This window comes from Pseudomonas sp. BNK-30 (assembly GCF_047456185.1).
In the GTDB taxonomy this organism is placed as follows: domain Bacteria; phylum Pseudomonadota; class Gammaproteobacteria; order Pseudomonadales; family Pseudomonadaceae; genus Aquipseudomonas; species Aquipseudomonas putida_E.
In genome coordinates this window covers 146,518-167,974 of record NZ_CP179904.1, presented here as the reverse complement: position 1 = coordinate 167,974, position 21,457 = coordinate 146,518, and the positions used below count along the sequence as shown (strand labels likewise).

Annotated in this window: 17 protein-coding genes; 5 read left to right on the top strand and 12 right to left on the bottom strand. The window is 63.3% G+C overall.

The genetic code is table 11. From position 1 onward, the window contains the following. Positions 1–38: 38 nt before the first annotated feature. Positions 39–2,204: a DUF1631 domain-containing protein gene (locus ACMGGN_RS00835; protein WP_414156380.1), complete on the bottom strand. Its 2,166-nt coding sequence runs from the start codon at positions 2,202–2,204 to the stop codon at positions 39–41. Between the two features lie 243 nt (positions 2,205–2,447). Between ACMGGN_RS00835 and nadC the strand changes: the two genes are divergently transcribed. Next, positions 2,448–3,296, top strand: coding sequence for a carboxylating nicotinate-nucleotide diphosphorylase (gene nadC, locus ACMGGN_RS00830; protein ID WP_046784526.1), 849 nt, complete (start codon positions 2,448–2,450; stop codon positions 3,294–3,296). 74 nt (positions 3,297–3,370) lie between these two features. Here nadC and trxB read toward each other — a convergent pair whose 3' ends face one another. Continuing rightward, entirely contained in the window at positions 3,371–4,333 is a 963-nt protein-coding gene (gene trxB, locus ACMGGN_RS00825; RefSeq protein ID WP_003247318.1) for a thioredoxin-disulfide reductase, read from the bottom strand. A gap of 329 nt (positions 4,334–4,662) precedes the next feature. Between trxB and cysZ the strand changes: the two genes are divergently transcribed. Next, positions 4,663–5,391, top strand: a complete 729-nt coding sequence (cysZ, locus tag ACMGGN_RS00820) for a sulfate transporter CysZ (RefSeq protein WP_012316215.1) — start codon at positions 4,663–4,665, stop codon at positions 5,389–5,391. A 102-nt stretch (positions 5,392–5,493) separates the two neighbouring features. Here cysZ and ACMGGN_RS00815 read toward each other — a convergent pair whose 3' ends face one another. Beyond that, a complete protein-coding gene (locus ACMGGN_RS00815; RefSeq protein ID WP_281870045.1) occupies positions 5,494–6,810 on the bottom strand; it encodes a methyl-accepting chemotaxis protein in 1,317 nt (438 codons plus the stop codon). Between the two features lie 174 nt (positions 6,811–6,984). On the opposite strand from ACMGGN_RS00815, the gene ACMGGN_RS00810 reads away from it, so the two are divergent. After that, the gene (locus tag ACMGGN_RS00810; RefSeq protein ID WP_414156379.1) at positions 6,985–8,199 is read left to right on the top strand and encodes a glycosyltransferase family 4 protein; all 1,215 of its coding nucleotides are present in this window, start codon (positions 6,985–6,987) and stop codon (positions 8,197–8,199) included. Here ACMGGN_RS00810 and ACMGGN_RS00805 read toward each other — a convergent pair. The 3 genes from ACMGGN_RS00805 to ACMGGN_RS00795 all read right to left on the bottom strand — a co-directional run bounded on the left by ACMGGN_RS00805 (position 8,168) and on the right by ACMGGN_RS00795 (position 10,505). Continuing rightward, positions 8,168–9,271 carry an NADH:flavin oxidoreductase gene (locus ACMGGN_RS00805; protein ID WP_046784530.1) on the bottom strand — a complete coding sequence of 368 codons (1,104 nt, stop codon included), beginning with the start codon at positions 9,269–9,271 and terminating at the stop codon, positions 8,168–8,170. The two genes, ACMGGN_RS00810 and ACMGGN_RS00805, sit on opposite strands and share 32 nt — an antisense overlap. A 124-nt stretch (positions 9,272–9,395) precedes the next feature. Next, a complete protein-coding gene (locus ACMGGN_RS00800) occupies positions 9,396–9,878 on the bottom strand; it encodes a glutathione peroxidase (protein ID WP_046784531.1) in 483 nt (160 codons plus the stop codon). Positions 9,879–10,019: 141 nt separating this feature from the next. Beyond that, on the bottom strand, positions 10,020–10,505 hold the full coding sequence (locus ACMGGN_RS00795) for an FKBP-type peptidyl-prolyl cis-trans isomerase (RefSeq protein WP_012316220.1): 486 nt from the start codon (positions 10,503–10,505) through the stop codon (positions 10,020–10,022). On the opposite strand from ACMGGN_RS00795, the gene ACMGGN_RS00790 reads away from it, so the two are divergent. Both ACMGGN_RS00790 and pta read left to right on the top strand, forming a co-directional pair. Next, the gene (locus tag ACMGGN_RS00790; protein ID WP_080952066.1) at positions 10,504–10,806 is read left to right on the top strand and encodes a DUF3565 domain-containing protein; all 303 of its coding nucleotides are present in this window, start codon (positions 10,504–10,506) and stop codon (positions 10,804–10,806) included. The genes ACMGGN_RS00795 and ACMGGN_RS00790 overlap by 2 nt on opposite strands. A gap of 31 nt (positions 10,807–10,837) precedes the next feature. After that, positions 10,838–12,925, top strand: coding sequence for a phosphate acetyltransferase (pta, locus tag ACMGGN_RS00785; RefSeq protein ID WP_414156378.1), 2,088 nt, complete (start codon positions 10,838–10,840; stop codon positions 12,923–12,925). 121 nt (positions 12,926–13,046) lie between these two features. Here pta and ACMGGN_RS00780 read toward each other — a convergent pair whose 3' ends face one another. The 6 genes from ACMGGN_RS00780 to ACMGGN_RS00755 all read right to left on the bottom strand — a co-directional run bounded on the left by ACMGGN_RS00780 (position 13,047) and on the right by ACMGGN_RS00755 (position 21,451). After that, a complete protein-coding gene (locus ACMGGN_RS00780) occupies positions 13,047–13,769 on the bottom strand; it encodes an OmpA family protein (RefSeq protein ID WP_012316222.1) in 723 nt (240 codons plus the stop codon). A gap of 109 nt (positions 13,770–13,878) precedes the next feature. Beyond that, complete coding sequence (locus ACMGGN_RS00775) at positions 13,879–14,523, bottom strand: MBL fold metallo-hydrolase (RefSeq protein ID WP_046784534.1); 645 nt, start codon at positions 14,521–14,523, stop codon at positions 13,879–13,881. Positions 14,524–14,639: 116 nt separating this feature from the next. Next, positions 14,640–15,332, bottom strand: a complete 693-nt coding sequence (locus ACMGGN_RS00770; protein ID WP_046784535.1) for a sensor histidine kinase — start codon at positions 15,330–15,332, stop codon at positions 14,640–14,642. Continuing rightward, a complete protein-coding gene (locus ACMGGN_RS00765) occupies positions 15,329–16,936 on the bottom strand; it encodes a tetratricopeptide repeat-containing response regulator (protein WP_046784536.1) in 1,608 nt (535 codons plus the stop codon). Before ACMGGN_RS00765 ends, ACMGGN_RS00770 begins: the two co-directional genes overlap by 4 nt. A 159-nt stretch (positions 16,937–17,095) precedes the next feature. Continuing rightward, positions 17,096–19,813, bottom strand: coding sequence for a LuxR C-terminal-related transcriptional regulator (locus ACMGGN_RS00760; RefSeq protein WP_119687766.1), 2,718 nt, complete (start codon positions 19,811–19,813; stop codon positions 17,096–17,098). A gap of 273 nt (positions 19,814–20,086) precedes the next feature. Further along, positions 20,087–21,451 (bottom strand): DUF1329 domain-containing protein, encoded by a 1,365-nt coding sequence (locus tag ACMGGN_RS00755; RefSeq protein ID WP_115273877.1) that lies wholly within the window; start codon positions 21,449–21,451, stop codon positions 20,087–20,089. Between the last annotated feature and the right edge of the window lie 6 nt (positions 21,452–21,457).

The window sequence follows — 21,457 nt, the reverse complement described above, 5'->3', positions numbered from 1 at the left end:
CCAGTATCGCGCTTTGCATGTGAATCTGCAGTAGCAGGTCAATGAACCTGCTGCTGGCGCAAGCTTTCCAGCACGGTCTCCAGCGCCCGCTCGAACAGCAGGCCATCGTCCAGCAGCCGCACCTCACCAAGGCGCAGTGCTTGGGCGAGGCCCAGCATGTTCCACTCGCGGACCTTCATCCCGGTGCGGTTGGCGAATACCAGGCGGTCACTGCTGTCGATACGCGCCACCAGTTTGCAGCGCAACGGCTCGTCATCGTCGAGCACTTCTATCCAGGCGCCGATGCGCAGGCGCTGTACCGCACGCAGTTGTGCGGCTTGCTCGTCGTGCGGGTGCAGCGGCGCACAAGCGGGCTCTTCGGCCATGGCCAGCACGATGTCCTCCGCCACCAGCACTTCGGCCAGAGCCTGATCGCCTGGGGTAGGCGGTAGCTCGACCCCTGCGCAGGCACGCAGGTGCAGTTGCTCGAGTTGCTGGAAAAAGTCGCGGGTCGCCTGCGAGTCCAGCGCCACGCCGGCCAAACCCTCACGCAATGCCTTGAGCAGGCCGGGCACTTGCTGCAGCAGGGCCTGCGGATCACGCCGGGGAATGATGCTGGCAAGCAATGTGTCCATGGTCGCTAGGGCGTTGATCCACGCCGCGGAGCCCTCACCCTGTTTGAGCCATGCCAGCAGCAGCACCTGGCTCCAGGCTTGCACCAGCATCTGCACGACCGCTTGAGGCAGCACCCGGCCGCGCAAGCGCTGGTTGAGTACCTGTTGCACCTGCTGGCGAGCCTGCACGGCGCGCGCACGCCCTTCTTCGGCATCGCGGGTGCGTTGCTCGAGCAGTTCGTTGCGCCGCCGTTCATCCTGGCTGAAGGCCATGAAGTCCTCCAGCAGTTCGGCGAACAGGGCCGAGTCCTCGGTGAAGTCATTGAGCAGACGCTGGACGATGCGCCCTACACGCAGGTGCAGGCTGTCACGCAGGCCTTCGCTACCGGTTTCCCAGCCGATCGAGGCTGCAGCGATCTCATTGAGCAAGCGCCGAGCAGGGTGGCTGGCGCGGCTGAACAGCCCTTTGTCGAGCAATGCCACCTTGAGCAACGGGATGTGCAGGCGGGCAATCAGCGCCCGCAGGCTGTACGGCAGGTTGTCATCGGCCTGGATGTAGTCGAACAGCAGGCCGACCAGGCTGATCATGTCTATGTCGGCCGTGGCAATACGCCGGCGGGTGCCACTGCGCACGCTAACCCGCAACAGCAACTGTTCGAGCTGCTGGCCAAGGTCGAAATCGTCTTCGTCGAAGGTGGCCGGCACATAGTGCTGCAAATGCGTGAGCAGGCGCAGCAGGTCGGCGGTGCTTATCGGCTGGGCTGTGGCAATGGATTGCAAGCGTGGCGCGATCCTGCCGCGGGCCGGTGCCAGCAGCCCTTGCACCGAGGTGAAGAAAGCCTGGCCGGCACTGTCCGCGCCGATGGCCTCGTCAGGCCCCAGGCTGGCCGGCGTCCGCCGCGAGCTCAGGCGACAGTCCTCGGCACGCCGGCGCGGCGCAGGCGGTAGCTCTGCCAGCACGCCGGCAGCGGCCAGCAACTGGTTGGCTTCGCCGTAGAGCACGTCGGTATCACGCAGCACGTAACGTTCGAACAACTTCAGCAGGACCAGTTTGACCCGCAGGCCAACACCCAGGTTACGCCCGGCATCAAGGAAGTAGCCACACAATGCGCCAGGCGCCAGGGGGCTTTTTTGCAGGTCCAGCGTACATTCGAGCAGGGCCTGCAAACGCAGGGTCAACTGCTCCAGGGCAATTGCGTCGCGCGACAGCACGCGCGCAACCATACCCTCGACGGTCGCTGCCCGCTCCTGTTGCGCCTTGTTTTTCGGGTGATCGGTAATGGCCACGAAGCCCAGTGGCTCGGCCTCACCTATGCGGGCGAACCTCTCGTAGAACCTGTCGAGAAAGCCGCGCTCGATGCTCTTGCGCTTGAGGCGCAAGTCGCGCATGGCCTCGAAATACAGGTTCTGATCGAAACGGTCAGCAGCCTTCTCGGCCATTTCAAAGAGGGTATCGTCAGCGTTGTCGAACAAGGCCTGCAAGCCCTGGCGCAATTGCAGGGCCGCCTTGTCGCGCACCTGCAGCAACAGCATCGGCAGGCAAGGCAAGGGCGTGCGCGCACCTCGATCGATGGCGGCCGCCAGGGGCACCACCTTGCCTTCTTTATGCATCCCGAACTCCTTGCTGGGCGACGTGTTCGATAAAAGTGAAAAATCGTCAAAGCTATGACGCCAAATACTGGGCGCCATTATCGGTAAAAATGCCGATACCTGCCAGCACCTCTTCACTCGCCGGTAAATGACTGTATTTTTTGCCAAATGCTCACTCGGCCTGACCAAAGGTCAGGTGCAAGGCGGCTGTAAACAGCGGCCCCCTGCCCTATAATCGCCGGCAACTTGCTTGTGGAGCCGACCATGCCGAACCTACGCCTTGCCGACCTGACCGCCGAGATCGAAGCCAACGTGCGCCGCGCCCTGCTGGAGGACATCGGCAGCGGCGACATCACCGCGCAGCTGATTCCGGCCGAGCGCCTGGCCAAGGCCACCATCATCACCCGCGAAGATTGCGTGATTGCAGGCACCGCCTGGGTCGATGCCGTGTTCCGTCAACTCGACCCGCGTGTGGCGGTGCACTGGCAGGTGGCCGATGGTGACCGGGCCACGGCCAACCAGGTGCTGTTCCACCTCGAAGGCCCGGCACGTTCACTGCTCAGCGGCGAGCGCAGTGCGCTTAACTTCCTGCAGATGTTGTCGGGCGTGGCCACACGTGCCCGTGCGCTCGCCGACCTGGTCGAAGGTACCCGGGTGCAACTGCTCGATACCCGCAAGACACTGCCCGGCCTGCGCCTGGCACAAAAATATGCAGTGACCTGCGGCGGCTGCCACAACCATCGCATCGGCCTGTTCGATGCCTTCCTGATCAAGGAAAACCATATTGCCGCCAGCGGCGGTGTGCCCGAAGCAGTAGCGGCAGCCCACCGCATTGCTCCGGGCAAGCCGGTGGAAATCGAGGTGGAAAGCCTGGATGAACTGCGCCAGGCGTTGAGCGCCGGTGCCGACATCATCATGCTCGACGAGCTGAGCCTGGACGAAATGGGCGAAGCGGTACGCATTACCGCTGGCAAAGCCAAGCTGGAGGCCAGTGGCGGGGTGACCGAAAGCACCCTGCGGGTGATTGCCGAGACTGGGGTGGACTACATCTCCATTGGTGCGATGACCAAGGATGTGAAGGCCGTCGACCTGTCGATGCGCCTGAGCCTCTGAAGCGGGCGAAACCTGCACAAAACCCAAGACACAAAAAAACCGGCCAGATGGCCGGTTTTTTTGTGCGCTGCGGATCAGAACGAGGCGTTGGCCAGGCCGTCCAGGTAGCGCTCGACGTCCAGCGCCGCCATGCAGCCGGCACCGGCAGAGGTGATCGCCTGGCGGTAAACGTGGTCAGCCACGTCGCCTGCGGCAAACACGCCTTCGACATTGGTGGCGGTAGCGTTGCCTTCACGGCCGCCGTTGACCACCAGGTAGCCGTCCTTCAGGGTGAGCTGGCCTTCGAACAGCGAGGTGTTCGGCGTGTGGCCGATGGCGATGAACACGCCGTCGACCTTGATTTCGTCGCTGCTGCCATCGTTGTTCTTCAGGCGCGCACCGGTCACACCCATGTTGTCACCCAGCACTTCGTCCAGGGTAGCGTTGAGCTTGAGCTCGATCTTGCCTTCGGCGACACGGGCGTTGAGCTTGTCGACCAGGATCTTTTCGGCGCGGAACGTTTCGCGGCGGTGCACCAGGGTTACCTTGCTGGCGATATTGGCCAGGTACAGCGCCTCTTCAACGGCAGTGTTGCCGCCGCCGACCACAGCCACCGGCTTGTTGCGGTAGAAGAAGCCGTCGCAGGTAGCGCAGGCCGACACACCCTTGCCCATGAAGGTTTCTTCCGAGGGCAGGCCCAGGTATCGCGCGCTGGCACCGGTGGCGATGATCAGTGCATCGCAAGTGTACTTGCCGCTGTCACCCTGCAGGGTGAAGGGCTTGTTGGCCAGGTCGACGGCGTTGATGTGGTCGAAGACGATCTCGGTCTCGAAACGCTCGGCGTGTTCCTGCATGCGTTGCATCAGCGCCGGGCCGGTCAGGCCATGGGGGTCGCCAGGCCAGTTGTCGACTTCGGTGGTGGTGGTCAGTTGACCGCCGGCCTGCATGCCGGTGATCAGCAGCGGCTTGAGGTTGGCGCGGGCGGCGTACACCGCGGCACTGTAACCGGCAGGGCCGGAACCGAGGATGATGACGCGCGAATGACGTACTTCAGACATGTCGAACTCCTGTCGAGCGGGCCTCAGGGGCCGGCATCGGTATACCGGCTGCGCCAGCTGAAATTAAAAAGGACCCACGCAGCACTTGGGGAAGGCTACAACGCGCAGGTCCGAAACCTGAAAGTTGAGCGCACTGTAGCGAGGTGGCAGAGATTAAGGAAATATCCTTCGACAATCCACCTCATAGGCATCCTCTATACGTCAATTTCTCCTATGGAAAAGGCCGTCGTGCTTTTGTTACAGGCAGTTTCCCATCCTCTGCCCGCCTTTCGTCAGCGCGGCAAAGCCGGTAAGGTCAGCGCGTTTTCCCTTCTCTGCGGAGCGTCTCGATGCAAGCCCCTGTCCTCTCTGGCCCCCAGTACCTGCGCGAAGGCCTGAAACTGGTGCTCAGCCCCAATCTGCGGTTGTTCGTACTGCTGCCGTTGGCGATCAACCTGCTGCTGTTCGGCGGCATGATCTACTTCGCCGGCCACCAGTTCGGCCTTTGGCTCGATGCCCTGATGCCTACCCTGCCGGACTGGCTGAGCTTCCTCAGCTACATCCTCTGGCCGCTGTTCGTCGCCTTGCTGGTATTGATGGTGTTTTTCACCTTCACCCTGGTGGCCAACATCATCGCCGCGCCTTTCAATGGTTTTCTGGCGGAAAAGGTCGAGGTGGTGGTACGTGGCGAGGACAACTTCCCGGCGTTCAGCTGGGGCGAGCTGGTGGCGATGGTGCCACGCACCTTCGGCCGCGAAATGCGCAAGCTTGGCTACTTTCTGCCACGGGCCATCGCGCTGTTCATCCTCTCGTTCATCCCGGTGGTGAACGTGATCGCAGCGCCGCTATGGCTGATCTTCGGTGTGTGGATGATGGCCATCCAGTACATCGACTACCCGGCGGACAACAACAAGATGAGCTGGCAGGACATGCTCGCCTGGCTGCGCCAGAAGCGCTGGCAAAGCCTGGGCTTTGGCGGCATCACCTACCTGGCGCTGATGGTGCCGGTGGTGAACGTGCTGATGATGCCGGCTGCGGTGGCAGGGGCTACGCTGTTCTGGGTACGCGAGCGCAACTGATCCCCGGCCCGCATGCGCGGCCCGCCGTAGGCGCGGCCTTGTGTCGCGAAAGGGCCGCAACGCGGCCCCAGCAACATGTGCATCACCGCCGAATCCAGGGCCTTACTGCCCCAACCGGCTGGAAAACTGCCCGACCGCATCCACAACTTTTTTCGCCCCTTCCTGAATCTCGACGATCACCCCACCGGTATCCGCCGCCAGCGCCAGCCCCTGTTCGGCCTGGCGCTTGCTGGTATCAATGATGTCCACCGCCGCCTGGGCCAGCTGCTCGTTCTGCTGCACCACCTTGGCGATCTCTTCGGTGGCGGTACTGGTACGTGAAGCCAGCTGGCGCACTTCGTCGGCCACCACGGCAAAGCCGCGCCCCTGCTCGCCCGCCCGGGCGGCCTCGATGGCCGCGTTGAGCGCCAGCAGGTTGGTCTGGCCGGCAATGTCGCTGATGGTCTTGATGATCGCGCCGATCACCTTGGACTGTTTGTCCAGCGCCTGGATGCCTTCTGCGGCTTCCTGCATCGACCCTTCCAGCCCACGCATCACCTCGACGGTCTGGGTCACCACATCGGTAGCCTTGTGCGCACTGTTGTCGGTTTCCAGCGAGGTGTTGTAGGCGATGTCGGCTGCCTGCGCCACGGCCTGCTCCTGATTGACCTGGTCGGTGATCACGGTGGCGAACTTCACCACCTTGTACAGCACATCATGGGCATCGATGATCGGGTTGTAGGAAGCCTCCAGCCATACAGTACGCCCATGGGCGTCGATCCGTTTGAACCGATCGGCCACGTATTCACCGCGGCGCAGCTTGTCCCAGAACGCCTGATAGCCCGCCGAATTGGCTTCTTCCGGCTCGCAGAACATGCGGTGGTGCTTGCCGCGAACCTGCTCCAGGCTGTAGCCCACCGTTTGCAGAAAGCGGTCATTGGCAGTCAGCACCTGACCGTCGAGGTTGAATTCGATCACCGCGGTGGAGCGCATCAGTGCCTTGATCAGGCTTTCATGTTCGCGCGAGGTCTCGATGGTGCGGGTCAGGTCGCTGCAGTGCATGGAAAAATGCCTGATGCGCCCGTCACTGCCCTTGACCGGCTGCAGGATCGAGCGCAACCAGGCTTCTTCGCCGTTGCCACGCAGCAACCGGAAAGCACCGTTGAGGTGTTCGCCGCGGCTGATAGCGCTTTTCATGCGTTGGTAGAAATCGAGCTTCTTCACATGTTCCGGCACGATGTCTTCAATATTGCGCCCGATCAACTGCTCGCTGCGGTAAAGCATCTCTTTCTCGAAATTGCCGTTGATCAGTTCGATACGCCCCTGGGGGTCGAGCTGAAGCACCAGCATTTCGCTGTCCAGGCTGTTCTTGATCTGCTCGATGGAATGAAGCTCCTCTCGCAGTTGCTGGATTTCTTTTTTGAGCTTGCTGTTGAACATCACCGCTCCCGGAGCGAGTCACCTGATCGAATGCATCTTCATCGGCTGCCTGGCAGGGCTCTTGAGTGCTGCACGAGGAAATATTCATCCCGCTGGAGCTGCCGGCAATCAGGCGTCATCGGCACGTCACAAGGCTGTCACATAAGCGCAACGCAGCAAGCGGAAACTTTTTTCATGAACACACCTGCCCTACGCATTACCCTCGTCAGTGAAACCTTCCCACCCGAAATCAACGGCGTGGCAAATACGCTCGGCCGACTTGGCGATGGCTTGCGGCAGCGTGGCCACCAGGTGGAGATCGTGCGGCCACGCCAGGCCGGTGAATTGCCCGCAGGCGACGATCAGGACCTTTTGCTGTGCCGCGGCTGGGGCCTGCCGGGCTACCCGGGGCTGCAATGGGGCGAAGTGTCGATGCACAAGCTGTTGAGGCGCTGGCGCCGGCAGCGCCCGGATGTGCTGTACATTGCCACGGAAGGCCCGCTGGGGCTCAGTGCGTTACGGGCGGCCCGGCGCCTGGGCATCGCCGTGGTCAGTGGTTTCCATACCAATTTCCCGCAGTATTGCGGCCGGTATGGCCTTGGCCTGCTGGCGCGGTTGCTCACCCATTACCTGCGTTGGTTCCACCGACGCACGGCCACCACCTTGGTGCCCAGCGCCAGCCAGAAGCTGGAACTGGAGCGGCGTGGCTTCGAACGCCTTACGTTGATGGCCCGTGGTGTCGATGCCTGCCTGTTCAACCCGGTCAGGCGCAGCCAGGCGTTGCGTGACGCCTGGGGGTTGGGCCCTGAAGACATCGCCGTACTGCACGTCGGGCGCCTGGCGGCGGAAAAGAATCTGGGGCTGCTACGGCCATGCCTGGACGCCCTGAAGAAGACTTATCCACACACGCGGCTGCGCTTGGTCGTGGTTGGCGACGGCCCGCAGCGTGCTGCTCTCGAACAGCAGCTGCCCGATGCGGTGTTCTGTGGCGCCCAGCGGGGTGAAGCACTGGCCGAACACTATGCCAGCGGCGACCTGTTCCTGTTCCCCAGCCTGACCGAAACCTTTGGCAATGTAGTGCTCGAAGCCATGGCCTCGGGGCTGGCGGTAGTTGCCTATGATGAGGCCGCTGCCGCCCAGCATATCCGCCACGGGCACAGCGGAGCCCTGGCCATGCCCGGTGATCAGGCGGCGTTCATCGATGCGGCCTGCTGGCTGCTCGAAGAAAGCGAAACCCTGCGCCGGGTACGCCTCAATGCCCGCCAGCATGCCAGCCGCCAAGGCTGGCCGGCGATCGTCGAGCAATTCGAGACGCATCTGTACAGCGCGTGCCTGGCAGCGCCTGCGGGTACCGAGCCTGCAGGCACCGCTCTGGCGGTCAAGCCAGGGTCGACAGCGCCTCGCGGCTGAACGGCAGCACCTGCGCTTCGCGGCCTTCGCGAACCTTCTGCGCCCATTCGGCATCCACCAGCAGTGCCCGGCCTACGGCCACCAGGTCAAATTCCTCATCACCCAGGCGACGCAGCAAGCCTTCGAGGCTGGCGGGCTTGGCCACCTTGTCGGTATCGACCATGAACTGCAGGAACTCGCCATCGAGCCCGACGCTGCCCACCGTAATGGTCGGTTTGCCTGTCAGCTTGCGTGTCCACCCGGCGAGGTTCAGCTCGGAACCTTCGAACTCCGGCTCCCAGAACCGTCGCGTCGAGCAGTGAAAGATATCCACACCCGCATCGGACAGGGGCGTAAGGAAAGCGGCCAGTGCCTCAGGTGTTTCAACCAGGCGAGCGTTGTAGTCCTGCTGCTTCCATTGCGAAAAGCGCAAGATGATCGGGAAGTCAGGGCCCACAGCGGCGCGCACGGCCTGGATCAGCTCGATGGCAAAGCGCGAGCGGCCCGCCAGGTCGCCGCCGTACTCATCTTCGCGACGGTTGCTGGCGGCCCAGAAGAACTGGTCGATCAGATAGCCATGGGCGCCATGGATCTCCACGCCGTCCATGCCAATGGCCTGGGCATCGCGTGCTGCAGCGGCGAACGCGGCGATCACCTCACGGATATCGCCCTGTGTCATGCCGTGCACCAGCACCTGCCCATCCTTGACCTTTTCGCTTGGCCCGTAGCCCGGCACTCCGGCGTCCGGTTCGGTACCCAGGCGGCGTACCGCGCCCACATGCCACAACTGCGGGACGATACGCCCACCTTCGGCATGGACAGCATCGACTACGCGCTTCCAACCGGCCAAGGCGTCTTCCCCATGAAAACGCGGGACATTGGCATAGCCGTTGGCGGCCTTGTGTTCAACCGTTGTGCCTTCGGTGATGATCAGGCCCACACCTGCGGCGGCGCGGCGGCGGTAGTACTCGACCATGCCATCATGGGGTGCGCCACCGGGGCAGAAGGTACGGGTCATCGGCGCCATGACGACGCGGGTCGGCAACTCGAGCGCGCCGAGGGTGAAAGGCTTGAAAAGAGGGTTGGTGGGCACTGGGCGCTTCCGTCTGGATGAGGAAATACGCCTGAGGTTAGGGCCAGTGGAAGGCGTGGCCCAGCATTATTGATCGGGGTGATTCTGCGGTATCGCTGGGGGCGCGAAGCGGCCCCAGGGATAGTCAGCCCAACGCTTTCTCGATGGCTTGCACCACGGTTGGATCATCCGGCGCTGTACGCGGCGCGAAGCGCGCCAGCACCCGCCCGTCCTTGCCCACCAGAAACTTCTCGAAGTTCCAGCTGATATCGCCAGGAAACTCGGCGCCCTCACCCGCCAGCAGGCGGTACAGCGAATGGCGCTGCGGCCCGTTGACCTCCAGCTTTGCCCCCAGCGGGAAGCTCACGCCATAGTTTAGGCTGCAGAACTCCTGGATTTCCTTCTCGCTGCCGGGCTCCTGGCCCGCGAACTGGTTGCAGGGCAGGCCAAGCACGTTGAAGCCTTTACCCTTGAACTGCTGTTGCAGCTTTTCCAGCGAAGCGTATTGCGGCGTCAGGCCACACTTGGAGGCGACATTGACCACCAGCACTACCTGGCCCTTGAATGGTGCCAAGGGCAGGTCCTGGCCGTTCAGCGCCTTCAACGTCAGGTCGTGAAATGCACTCATGTTGAATCCCCTCTCAGGTTCCCGGTTGCCGCTGGGGCGAACAGCGCCCACTAAAAAGGCGCTCATCCAAGCCGTGCACCTCCCGGGAGGTTTGTCGGCTTGTCCGAGCGCCTGGCGACTTTCTGAGCTTAGCGCAGAAAATCAGTGGTGATGGCCACCTTCGCCGTGGACGTGACGGTGAGCGATTTCTTCTTCGCTGGCATCACGCACGTTGACGACCTTGACCTGGAAGGTCAGACGCTGGCCGGCCAGCGGGTGGTTGCCGTCGACAGTCACGTCGTCGCCGTCCAGGTCACGGATGGTGACGATCTGCATCTGGCCGTCCGGTGCCGAAGCGTGGAACTGCATGCCCACTTCCAGCTCGTCGACACCCTCGAACATGCTGCGGTTCAGGGTGCTGACCAGTTCGGCCAGGTACTCGCCGTAGGCCTCTTCAGGCTCGATGCTGACGTTCAGTTCGTCGCCAGCCTGTTTGCCTTCCAAGGCTTTTTCCAGGCCCGGGATGATGTTGGCGTGACCGTGCAGGTAGACCAGCGGCGCGCCACCGGCGGAGCTGTCGATGGTCTCCCCGGCGTCGTTGGTCAGGGTATAGTCGATGGAGACTGCCTTGTTGGCGGCGATCAGCATGGGGCAAGACCTTTTGCAAAAGAATGTAGAGCGCACAAGTGTAACCAACGCATCGCCCGATTGCGAACGCAGCGCGGCTGCGGGAAGACCCATCAGTCGGATCATGGGCTTTCACCAGGACACCGAAGGCCACTGGGTGGTCGACCTGTCCTGCGGCCACACCCAGCACCTGCGCCACCAGCCACCGTGGCAGGCGCGCCCGTGGGTGCTCGACCCCCGCCAGCGTGCGCTGCGAATTGGCCAGGCTTTCGCCTGTGGCTGGTGTGCACAAGCGGCCGATAGCGATACCCTTGGCCGTTGATTCCTTGCAACGCTTATTCCGAGAAGCACGCATGCAAACATTTTTCATTGCGCCGACCGACTTTGGTGTCGGCCTGACATCCATCAGCCTCGGCCTGGTGCGGACTTTGGAACGCGCCGGGCTCAAGGTCGGCTTTTTCAAGCCGATCGCCCAGCCCCACCCCGGGGATACCGGCCCGGAACGCTCCAGCGAACTGGTCGCACGCACCCACGGTATCAAACCGCCAATGCCGCTGAGCCTTGCCCAGGTCGAGCGCATGCTCGGCGATGGCCAGCTGGACGAACTGCTCGAAGAAATCATCCGCCTTTACCAGCAGGCTTGCGTGGGCAATGACGTGGTGGTGGTCGAAGGCATGGTGCCAACCCGCCACGCCAGCTACGCAGCGCGAGTCAACCTGCACCTGGCCAAAAGCCTGGATGCCGAAGTGATCCTGGTGTCGGCACCGGAAAACGAAGTGCTCAGCGAACTGTCCGGGCGGGTCGAGCTGCAGGCTCAACTGTTCGGTGGCCCGCGCGACCCGAAAGTGCTCGGGGTGATCCTCAACAAGGTCCGCACCGACGAAAGCATGGCCGAGTTCGCCGCTCGCCTGCGCGAGCACTCGCCGCTGCTGCGCGGCAACGACTTCAAGCTGCTCGGCTGCATCCCCTACCAATCCGAACTCAACGCCCCGCGCACCCGCGATGTGGCTGAGCTGCTTGGCGCCCAGGTGATCAACGCCGGTGACTACGAGCAACGGCGCATGAACAAGATCATCATCTGTGCACGCACCGTGGCCAACACCGTGCCGCTGCTTACCCCTGGCACCCTGGTGGTGACCCCGGGCGACCGCGACGACATCATCCTGGCGGTGAGCCTGGCCGCAATCAACGGCGTGCCGCTGGCCGGCCTGTTACTGACCAGCGACAGCAAGCCCGATGCACGCATCCTCGGTTTGTGCCGCGGCGCCCTGCAGGCGGGCCTGCCGATCCTCTCGGTCAGCACCGGTTCGTACGACACGGCCAACCAGCTCAACTCACTCAACCGCGAGATCCCGGTGGACGACCGTGAGCGCGCCGAATTCATCACCGATTTTGTCGCCAGCCACCTCGACGCTGCATGGCTGCACCAGCGCTGCGGTACGCCGCGTGAGTTGCGCCTGTCGCCTGCGGTGTTCCGCTACCAGCTGATACAGCGGGCGCAGCAGGCCAACAAACGCATTGTCCTGCCCGAAGGCGCCGAGCCGTTGCTGGTGCAGGCGGCTGCGATCTGCCAGGCGCGCGGCATCGCACGGTGCGTGCTGCTGGCCAAGCCCGAGGAAGTCGAAGCGGTGGCCCGTGCGCAGGGGATCACCCTGCCGGCGGACCTGGAAATCCTTGACCCTGAGCTGATTCGCGGGCGCTATGTCGAGCCGATGGTCGACCTGCGCAAAAGCAAGAACCTCAATGCGCCGATGGCTGAGCAACAGCTGGAAGACCCGGTGGTGATCGGCACCATGATGCTTGCGCTGGACGAGGTCGACGGCCTGGTCTCCGGCCTGGTGCACTCCACCGCCAACACCATCCGCCCTGCCCTGCAGTTGATCAAGACTGCGCCAGGCGCCAGCCTGGTATCTTCGGTCTTTTTCATGCTGTTCCCCGAGCAGGTGCTGGTGTATGGCGACTGCGTGATGAACCCGCACCCCAGCGCCAGCGAGCTGGCTGAAATCGCGCGGCAGAGCGCCGAATCGGCGCAAGCCTTCGGCATCGCGCCACGGGTGGCGATGATCAGCTATTCAAGTGACTCGGCGAGCGACGAAGAAGTCGAGAAAGTGCGCGAAGCAACGCGCCTGGCGCAGGAAGCCGAGCGGGGCCTTGTGATTGACGGCCCGCTGCAGTACGACGCTGCCGCCAACCCGGCAATCGCCCGCCAGTTGGCGCCCAACAGCCAAGTGGCCGGGCGCGCCACGGTGTTCGTGTTCCCTGACCTGAACACCGGCAACACCACCCACAAGGCGGTGCAGCGCAGTACCGATGGGGTCAGCCTGGGGCCGATGCTGCAAGGGCTGCGCAAACCGGTGAACGACTTGCCGCGCGGCGCCCAGGTGGACAATATCGTGCACACGATCGCGCTTACAGCCATCCAGGCCAGCGTGGTGCGTTGAAACCTGGGGCTGCTGTGCAGCCCAATCGCCGGCAAGCCGGCTCCCACCAAGATGTGTGGCGCTTGCGATCCCGGTGGGAGCCGGCTTGCCGGCGATTGGGCCGCACAGCGGCCCTCATGGTTTACGGATACTGCTGCACCTGACCCTGCTGATCATACTGCTGGCCGGGAATAGGCTTGAGGTTGACCTCGACGCGACGGTTCTGCGCCCGGCCATTGGCATCGGCGTTGCTGGCAATCGGCTGGTCCGGCCCCATACCGCGCACCGACACGCGCGAGGCGTCCACGCCTTGCGAGGTCAGGTAGGCGCTCACTGCCTGGGCACGGCGCTGCGACAGGTCCATGTTGTGCTGGCGGCTGCCGGTGCTGTCGGTGAAGCCCACCACTTCGATGGTGTTCTGGTTGAACTGTTTGAACGAGGTCGCCAGGTTGTTCAGCGGCGAGTAGAAGCTCGGGGCGATGTTCGCCGAATCGGTGGCGAACGTGATGTTGCCCGGCATGATCAGCTTGATCTGGTCACCCTGGCGCTGCACTTCGACGCCGGTGTTGGCCATCTGGGCACGCAGTTCGGCTTCCTGTTTGTCGGCGTAGTAACCGTAACCGGCAGCGGCAGCACCTACCGCAGCGGCGCCAATCAGCGCGCCCTTGCCACGGTTGTCGTGGTCGATGGCGGCACCGGCGATGGCGCCGGCCAGCGCACCCAGGCCGCCGTACTTGGCGGTCTTGCTCATCCCGGTCGACCCACCCTGCGCCTGACCTTGGCTGTCGTAGGGGTTCTGGCCGGCACAGCCGGTCATCAGGGCTGCAGCGGTTGCGACGATAATCAGGCGACGCATGGTGAACATGGACAAGCTCCTACAAGAATTCGTGTGTGCGGCAAATCATGAATGCATTTATGCCAGCCTTGGATCGCGCTTGGGCGAAAAAATTCCATGACAGGCTGTTTATGCCGGCTCAGGCCCGCACGAAGGGGTTCTCGCGCATTTCGTCACCCAGTCGGGTATCAGGGCCGTGGCCGGTGACCACGATTGCATCCTCATCCAGACGATACAGCCGCTCCTTGATCGAGCGAACGATAGCCCGCTGATCGCCGCCCCACAAATCGGTGCGGCCAATGCCGCGTCGGAACAGGGTGTCACCGGCAACCAACAGCTTGGCGTCAGCGAACCAGAAGCTCATCGAACCCGGCGTATGCCCAGGCGTGTGCAACGCCACGCCACAGCCGCAGGCCAGCGCTTCATCGTCACCCAGCCAGCGGTCTGGTGGGGGCACCGGGGTATAAGGGACGCCGAACATCTGGCACTGCATCTCCAGGTTGTCCCACAGCACCTGGTCGTCCTTGTGCAGGTGCAAGGTCGCACCAGTGAGCTCCTTGAGCTTGCCCGAGGCGAGGAAATGATCGAAGTGCGCATGGGTGTGGATGATGCTCACCAAGGTCAGGCCGTGGGCCTGCAGGCGGGCGAGGATCTTGTCCGGGTCACCACCCGGGTCGACGACGATGGCCTTTTTGGTAAGCGGGTCGCCGATCAGGGTGCAGTTGCACTGCAAAGGCCCGACGGGGAAGGTTTCGCGGATGAGGGTGGTTGGGGCAGTGTTCATGGGGACTCCTGACGACTGCCTGGATGTTATCGTTGCCCGCCCCAGGGAGGCAATTATGCGGTTTTGTCGAGGATGGAGTGCTTGCCTGGAAATTTTCAGGGCCTATGAAATCGAGCCTAAGGCAGATACAACCTGAACAAGCCTCCGCCAAGCGCGCCACCATTGGCGATCTCGATTCGCCCGCGCACGCCATCGCGCTCATGCAGCGCAGCGATGCGCGCCGCGAAATAAAGGCCAAGCCCGGTGCTGCCGCTCTGCGCATCGATGCCCTGTACATAATCCTGCTGCCGCTCGAGCATGCGCGCCGGGTAGCCTGGGCCGTCATCGTTGACGCTGATCACCAATTGCTCGTTCTCTTGCGCGATGCTGATCAACAGCGCATGCCCGGCATAGCGGGTGGCGTTGGTGATCACATTGGCGATCACCGAGGCGACCAGTTCCCGATCGAAGAAACCCAGCGGATTTTCGCTGTCGATGCGCCAGGTGGCGAGGATATCGTTGTGCTCAAGCACTTGCTGATGAGCCGCCAGCTGCGCTTCGACGAAGTCGTCCAGCTCGTGATAGTCCGGGCACACCGGCAACTGGTTGACGCCCAGTTTGTACAGCCCCAGCATTTGCACCAGCATGCCATTGAGGTGGCGGAATTCGTGCTCGATCACGCCCAGCTCGGTGCCCCCGCGCAACTCCTCGGGCAGGCGCGCCAGCCACTGGTCGTGGGACTGGATCAGCGCTGACAACGAGTTTTTCAGGTCGTGCACGGTGGAGGCGATCACCGTGGAAAAATCCAGCCCCTGGTTGTCCTGGCTCATGCGCCGAACACCTTGATGTGCAGTTTGCGGTAGCGGTCATACCGGCTGTCGCTGGCAGGAATACCCGCGACGCTGGTCAGGCAGTTGCGACACTCCTGCAGGATTGCCGGCGGCGTGGCTTCGCCACCGATGCGCAACAGCGCCTGGGCAGTGTTGAGGGCAATGCTGATGTTCTTCGGTTGCAGTGACAGGGCCTTGCGAAACATCTGCAAGGCTTCATTGAGCTGCCCGGCCTGATAGCTGCGCACACCCTGGCGGTTGAGGTCGACTGCTTCGGTGACGGCGCCGAGCACCGTGGGGTCATCCGTCAGCTTGGCGACACTCTGCATGACCTTGGGGTCATCGCCGTAGGTTTCCACACAGCCTTTGAGGATGGTGCCGCCGGCACCTTCCTGGCCCAGCGCCTGCAGCTGTTTGGCCACGGTCAGGGCGGCTTCGACCGAGAAGAACTGATCCATCTTGTCCAGCCGCTGCAGGGCCTGCTCGGTAAGCTTGGCTGCAGTCTCTGCATCACCGGCCTGCTGCAGGCTGGCAGCTTTCATCAAGCGCGCACGCACTTGCAGGCCCTGATCCTCGACATTGTCCTTGGCCACCTCGCTGAGCACGGTATTGATCTCGACCCGGGTACGTGCATCCAGGCCGAAGCCGGCGTTCTTGTTCATCAATGCCTCGACCAGCCCAAGGTTGCTCTCCGCATCCTTGTAGCGCGAGCTCTGGCCCTGGTTCACCGCATGGCGAAACGCCTTCGAGGCGCTTTCGAAGTCTTCGTTGTCCAGCGCCAGTTTGCCCAGCGCGGCCTGGCGCCTCACCGCCAGGGGTGAAAGGCGCACGGCTTCTTCAAGCATGTTTTGCGCGCGCTTGGTCTCACCCTGGGCCACCAGCACGTCGGCCATGCCGTCGTACAGGCTCGGCATGATTGGAAACGCCTTGAGCGCCTGCTCATAAACGCCCTGGGCCTGGGCGTGCTGACCCCGTTTGTGCATCAGGCTGCCCAGCGCCGCATACACCCACGGCTGCGGGCGGCTGGCGAGAATGCCCTTGAGGAACTTTTCCAGCTCGTCGAAGCGGTTCAGGTCTCGCAGGGCATCGGCCCGGTAACGCAGGCACAGGGGCGCGAAACGCGGGTCCTTCTTGCACAGCTCGGCGCACGCAGCCAGCACTTCGGCCGGGCGGCCACGGTCCAGGGCCTGCAGGATCGGCTTGAGCAAGGTCTTGCGTTGCGTCAGCTTGTCGAGCCGCTGGGCCAGGCCCACCCGGTTGAACGGTTTGGTCAGGTAGGCATCGGGCTCGTGCTCCAGGGCGCTGAGCACGATGGCCTGGCTGCTCTCGGCGGTCACCATGATGAACACGCACTCATGGCTGATCAGCTTGTCGAGGATCATGTCCTCCAGCACTTGCTGGCCGTTCTTCTTGCCATCCCCAAGGTGGAAATCCTGAAGAATGTAGTCATAGCGCTTTTGCCCGCACATGCGCAGGGCCTGCTCACCGCTGTCGGCAGTGTCGACGTCACGCACGCCCAGCTCGCGCAGCATGGAGCGCGTCGACGTGCGAAAGTCGGTGAAGTCATCGACGATCAGAAAGCTCTTTTGCCCGTACTGCAGCATCAACACGACCTGTATTGGATGATGGGAGGATGGCGTGCGGCGATGCATACCGCCGAAACGTGTATCGGCAGCCAGGCGCAAAAGATGAGGGCAGGCAGTGCTGCAGCGAGAGGCTGGCCTGGGCCGTTGTTTATCCGGCCAGGCCGCCAACGACCGGCATCAGGCCAGCAGGCCCAACGACTTGGCCCGTGCCACCGCCTGGGTACGCCGCTCCACCCCGAGCTTGCTGTTGATATGGCTGGCGTGGGTCTTGACGGTGTGCAGCGAGATGAACAGGCGCTCGCTGATCTGCTGGTTCGAGCAGCCTTGGGCGATCAATTCCAGCACTGCCAGCTCACGACCACTGAGCGCCTCGCACGTGCCGCTGCTCGGCGCGGCCTGCTCGGGCAGACGAGCCAGCAGCTCGACCTGAACCTTGCAGGCAGGACGTGCGAGCAACTGCTCGCGAAGCCACAGCGGGTGCAGCTCGATCAACCGCTGAAACGGCTGCATCACCCCGCCCTGGGCCGCTGCCAGGGCCATGGGCAAGCGCTCGGCAGCCTGCGCCTCGCCACCGTGCTCCAAGGACAAGGTGATCCACTGGCACAGCGCGCTCAAGGTCAGCATCATGCCACCGCCGGCCTGCCCGCGCTCGACCAGGCCGCGCAAGCGCGCAGCGGCATCCTCACTGCGGCCCTGGATGCGTTCGAGCAAGGCCTGCTGCAACTCGATGTGCAGCGCTAACAACGGGTGGAACTCCGGCGCCGCCGCAGGCTGCTCGCCACCATAGGTCTGGCCCAGGCGCAGCAACCAGGACTCGGCCAGGTCGGTACGCCCCTGCGCCAGCCACAATTCGCACTTCACCAGCGTGATCATGGCCAGGTAGAAGATCGGCGGCACGTCCCAGATATGCATCAGCCTCTCGGCTTCGGCCAGCTCGGCGAAGGCGTCGGCGTAGCGCCCTTCACGCCCGTCGAGGGTAGCGATCACACAGTGGCCTATCAGCACGCTGATATCGCGACAGGCGCGCGCCTCGCCCAGCCCCGCACGCAAGCGCGCACGCCCTTGCGCAGGTTGCAGGCGCGTCACCAGCAGGTAGCCCTCGTACAAGGTCAGCCGCGCGCGCACGGCATACAGCCGCTGGGCCGAAAGGCCCTGGAGGCGTTGCAGCCCCTGGCGCACCTCGTCCAGCGCGCGCAGCGCCTCGCCCCTGGCATGCAGCACCCGGGCACGGTCGTAGTGCGCCAAGGCTTCGAACAAGGGGTTGCCAACCCGCTGGGCCAACTCCAGCGCCTCGCGGTTCCAACCACGCGCCCGCCAGAAGTCGCCATCGGCAATGGCCAGGTTGGACAGCGTCGACAGGCACACCAGACGCTGCCCATAACGTTTGCACGGCAGGCTTTGCAGCGCCTCACCACAATAGGCCAGGGTGCGTTCGCGATCACCGCGGCCACGCGCAATTACCCCGCTCAAGGCCAGCCACTGGGCCAGCATGGACCTTTGCGCGGTGGCTGAAGGCGCTGGCAAAAAGCGGCTGAGGTAGCTTGCCAGCTCTTCGGCTGCGTCCAATTGGCAGGCCAGGCCCAGCGCCCAGCTGTACAGCACGATCAGCCGGGGCGTACTGATCAGCAGGCTGTCGGGCAAGTCCATCTTCCAGCGCAGCAGCATGCCGACGTTCTGCTCGGCCAGCAGTTGCTCCTCCGACAGGCTCTGCACCAGGTCGGCGGCAACGTCCAGATGGCCAGCCCGCAGGGCTTGCTCCACCGCTTCGTCAAGCAGCCCCTGAGCCTGGAACCAACGGCAGGCACGCAGGTGCAGGCGCGCCTGCGGTTCATTGGACTGGCGGCTGCGCAACAGGTCGGAGAACAGGTGATGGTAGCGATACCAGTGCCCATGCTCGTCCAGCGGCACCAGAAACACCTGGTGCGCCTGCAGGTAACGAAGGATGGCCGCGCTGTCGTCGCGCTGACGCAGGGCATCGCACAACGCCGCGCAGAAGCGCTCCTGGCACGCAGTGTCGAACAGAAACGCCTGCACGTCCTCAGGCAGGATTTCGATGACTTCTTCCAGCAGGTAATCGCGGATCAACCCTTCCCCGCCATGCAGGGCCTGGGGCAGCGCATGCTCGTCGCCGGACTCGCTCGCCGCCAGTTGCCAGAACCGCAACCCGGCAACCCAGCCGTCGCTGCGCTGGATCAGGTTGTCCAAGGCCTGGCCGCGCAGGCCTGTAGGCTGGCGACCAATAACGGCCAGGGCCTCGTCGGGCGTCAGGCGCAGCTCCTGCTCGTTGATCTCGACCAGTTGCCGTGAGAGCCGCAGCCGCGCCAGGTGCCAGTCTGGCCGCTGGCGGCTGGTGACCAGCAACACCAAGCCGCCCGGCAAGTGGTTGAGAAAAAACTGCAGGCAGCGATCGAGCACCGGCCCCTGGGCCAGGTGATAGTCGTCCAGTACCAGCAGCAAGGGTGTATCGGCTTGCAGGTACAACGCCAACTCGTCGAGCAGGCCGTCGATCCATTCCTCGAACGCGAAGGGTTGGTGGCGCTGGCGCATTTTCAACAGGCCCATGGCTTGGCCGCCCAACGCCGGGCAGTACTGCTGCAGCCCCTCAAGCAAGCGTTCGAGAAAACGGCCCGGGTCAGCATCGCGCTGGCTGAGCCCAAGCCAGAGGCTGCGCCAATGGTCGGGCAGCGCCTCGCAGAATTCGATGGCCAGGGAGCTCTTGCCGAAGCCTGCCGGGGCATTGACCAGCAACAAACGGCCGCTGAGGCCGGCCTGCAAACGCTGGCACAGGCGCGCACGCGGCACGTGGCCGTGCGGCAGCGGCGGCCGGAAGAAGCGCCCGTCCAGCAGGCCCACGGCCTGGCTGGCGACTCCATGCGTACGGGACAAATCAGTCATGGCCGGCTCGTTCTGGTTGGAAGACTACGGCGGTACGGATTGTTCCGAGACTAGCGGGTAACGCGGCGTATTTGAAGATGATGGGCGCAAATGGCCTGTAAAAGACTACGACAAAAAACGACAAGCCTGATGGACAGAGGGCTGGCGCGGGGTTTGGCGAGGTATTCACCCGTTTTATGACTGCGCCGGCCAGTACAACAAGGGGCTGGAACAGAAACGCCCCGGCAAGCCGGGGCGTTCTGGGAGTATCACAAGGTGTGCAGCACTAGCGGTTCAACGAATACCTGACTGGCGCAGCGCAGCTGGCTGGAAGTCTGCCTTGCTGGCACTGAAGCCGAAGTCGTAGGCGCGCTTCTCTTCGTTCTTCATGCCCAAGGCCAGATAACGGCCCGATTGCAGGTCGTAGATGGCCTCCAGGGTGTACCACGGTACCTGAACATTGTAGTAGTCCTGGGCATGCGCCTCGGAAACCCGCCATAGCTGGCCGCGGCCGTCATACTGGTCGATCACCGCTGCCTGCCAGGTGTCCTCGTCGATATAGAAGTCGCGCTTGGCATAGATGTGGCGCTGCCCCGGCTTGAGCGTTGCAACCACATGCCAGACCCGGCGCAGCTCATAGCGGGTCAGGTCCTGATTGATGTGACCGGCCTTGAGGATGTCGGCGTACTTGAGCTTCGGATCGTCGAGTTTGTAAGCGTTGGAGGCGATGTACATCTCCTTCTTGCCTTCAAGCTTCCAGTCGTAGCGGTCTGGCGCACCGTTGTACATGTCCAGGTTGTCCGAAGTACGCAGGCCATCCGCTGCGGTACCCGGCCCGTCATACGACACCTGCGGCGCCTGGCGCACGCGACGCTGGCCGGCGTTGTAGATCCACGCCTTGCGCGGTTCTTTCACCTGGTCGAGGGTTTCATGCACCAGCAGCACGGTACCGGCCAGACGCGCTGGCGCGGTCACTTCCTGTTTGAAGTAGAAGAGGACGTTGCCCGGGTTGTTCGGATCGAAGTCCTTCATCTTGTCGCGGAAGACGAACTGATCGGCGAAGTACACCAGGCTGTAGGAGCCGTTCTGCTGCGGCGTGGCCTGGGTTACCAAACGGCTGACGCTGCCACCACGGTAGCGGGTGATGTGGTTCCAGATAACCTCAATGCCACTCTTGGGGATGGGAAATGGCACTGCGGTCTGGAAGTTGTTCAGCCCGTTGCCGCCTTCGACCAGCGTGGTCGCGGTGGCATTCTTCTTGATTGCGGCGAACACCTCGTCAGGCACCGTGGAGCCACGATGGGTCTTGTACACCGGTATCTTGAAGGTTTCTGGGTAGCGTTTGAACATCGCCACCTGGCCTGGCGACAGCTTGTCCTTGTACTGGTCAACGTTCTGCGCGGTGATGGTGAACAGCGGCTTGTCGCTGCCATACGGGTCGGAAAGGAAGCCCTTGGCATCGACGCTGCCTGCGGTCTTTGACAACGGTTGCCACGGGCCGATGGAACCGTCGGCGTTACCGGCCTTTTCCGCGCCCATCGGGGTCAGGGTGCTGCCCAGCTTTGCCGCTTCATCGGCGGAAACCGCAGCCATGACGCCGGTTGCCAGCAGGGACAGGCCCAGTACACCGGCTTGCAGCAGACTTCTGGTCTTGTTCATGTCGTG

Bases quoted from the DNA above. Each gene is read 5' to 3' on its own strand.
- ACMGGN_RS00835 (WP_414156380.1), bottom strand. From the start codon at position 2,204: ATGCATAAAGAAGGCAAGGTGGTGCCCCTGGCGGCCGCCATCGATCGA.
- nadC (WP_046784526.1), top strand. From the start codon at position 2,448: ATGCCGAACCTACGCCTTGCCGACCTGACCGCCGAGATCGAAGCCAAC.
- trxB (WP_003247318.1), bottom strand. From the start codon at position 4,333: ATGTCTGAAGTACGTCATTCGCGCGTCATCATCCTCGGTTCCGGCCCT.
- cysZ (WP_012316215.1), top strand. From the start codon at position 4,663: ATGCAAGCCCCTGTCCTCTCTGGCCCCCAGTACCTGCGCGAAGGCCTG.
- ACMGGN_RS00815 (WP_281870045.1), bottom strand. From the start codon at position 6,810: ATGTTCAACAGCAAGCTCAAAAAAGAAATCCAGCAACTGCGAGAGGAG.
- ACMGGN_RS00810 (WP_414156379.1), top strand. From the start codon at position 6,985: ATGAACACACCTGCCCTACGCATTACCCTCGTCAGTGAAACCTTCCCA.
- ACMGGN_RS00800 (WP_046784531.1), bottom strand. From the start codon at position 9,878: ATGAGTGCATTTCACGACCTGACGTTGAAGGCGCTGAACGGCCAGGAC.
- ACMGGN_RS00790 (WP_080952066.1), top strand. From the start codon at position 10,504: ATGGGGCAAGACCTTTTGCAAAAGAATGTAGAGCGCACAAGTGTAACC.
- ACMGGN_RS00795 (WP_012316220.1), bottom strand. From the start codon at position 10,505: ATGCTGATCGCCGCCAACAAGGCAGTCTCCATCGACTATACCCTGACC.
- pta (WP_414156378.1), top strand. From the start codon at position 10,838: ATGCAAACATTTTTCATTGCGCCGACCGACTTTGGTGTCGGCCTGACA.
- ACMGGN_RS00780 (WP_012316222.1), bottom strand. From the start codon at position 13,769: ATGTTCACCATGCGTCGCCTGATTATCGTCGCAACCGCTGCAGCCCTG.
- ACMGGN_RS00775 (WP_046784534.1), bottom strand. From the start codon at position 14,523: ATGAACACTGCCCCAACCACCCTCATCCGCGAAACCTTCCCCGTCGGG.
- ACMGGN_RS00770 (WP_046784535.1), bottom strand. From the start codon at position 15,332: ATGAGCCAGGACAACCAGGGGCTGGATTTTTCCACGGTGATCGCCTCC.
- ACMGGN_RS00765 (WP_046784536.1), bottom strand. From the start codon at position 16,936: ATGCTGCAGTACGGGCAAAAGAGCTTTCTGATCGTCGATGACTTCACC.
- ACMGGN_RS00760 (WP_119687766.1), bottom strand. From the start codon at position 19,813: ATGACTGATTTGTCCCGTACGCATGGAGTCGCCAGCCAGGCCGTGGGC.
- ACMGGN_RS00755 (WP_115273877.1), bottom strand. From the start codon at position 21,451: ATGAACAAGACCAGAAGTCTGCTGCAAGCCGGTGTACTGGGCCTGTCC.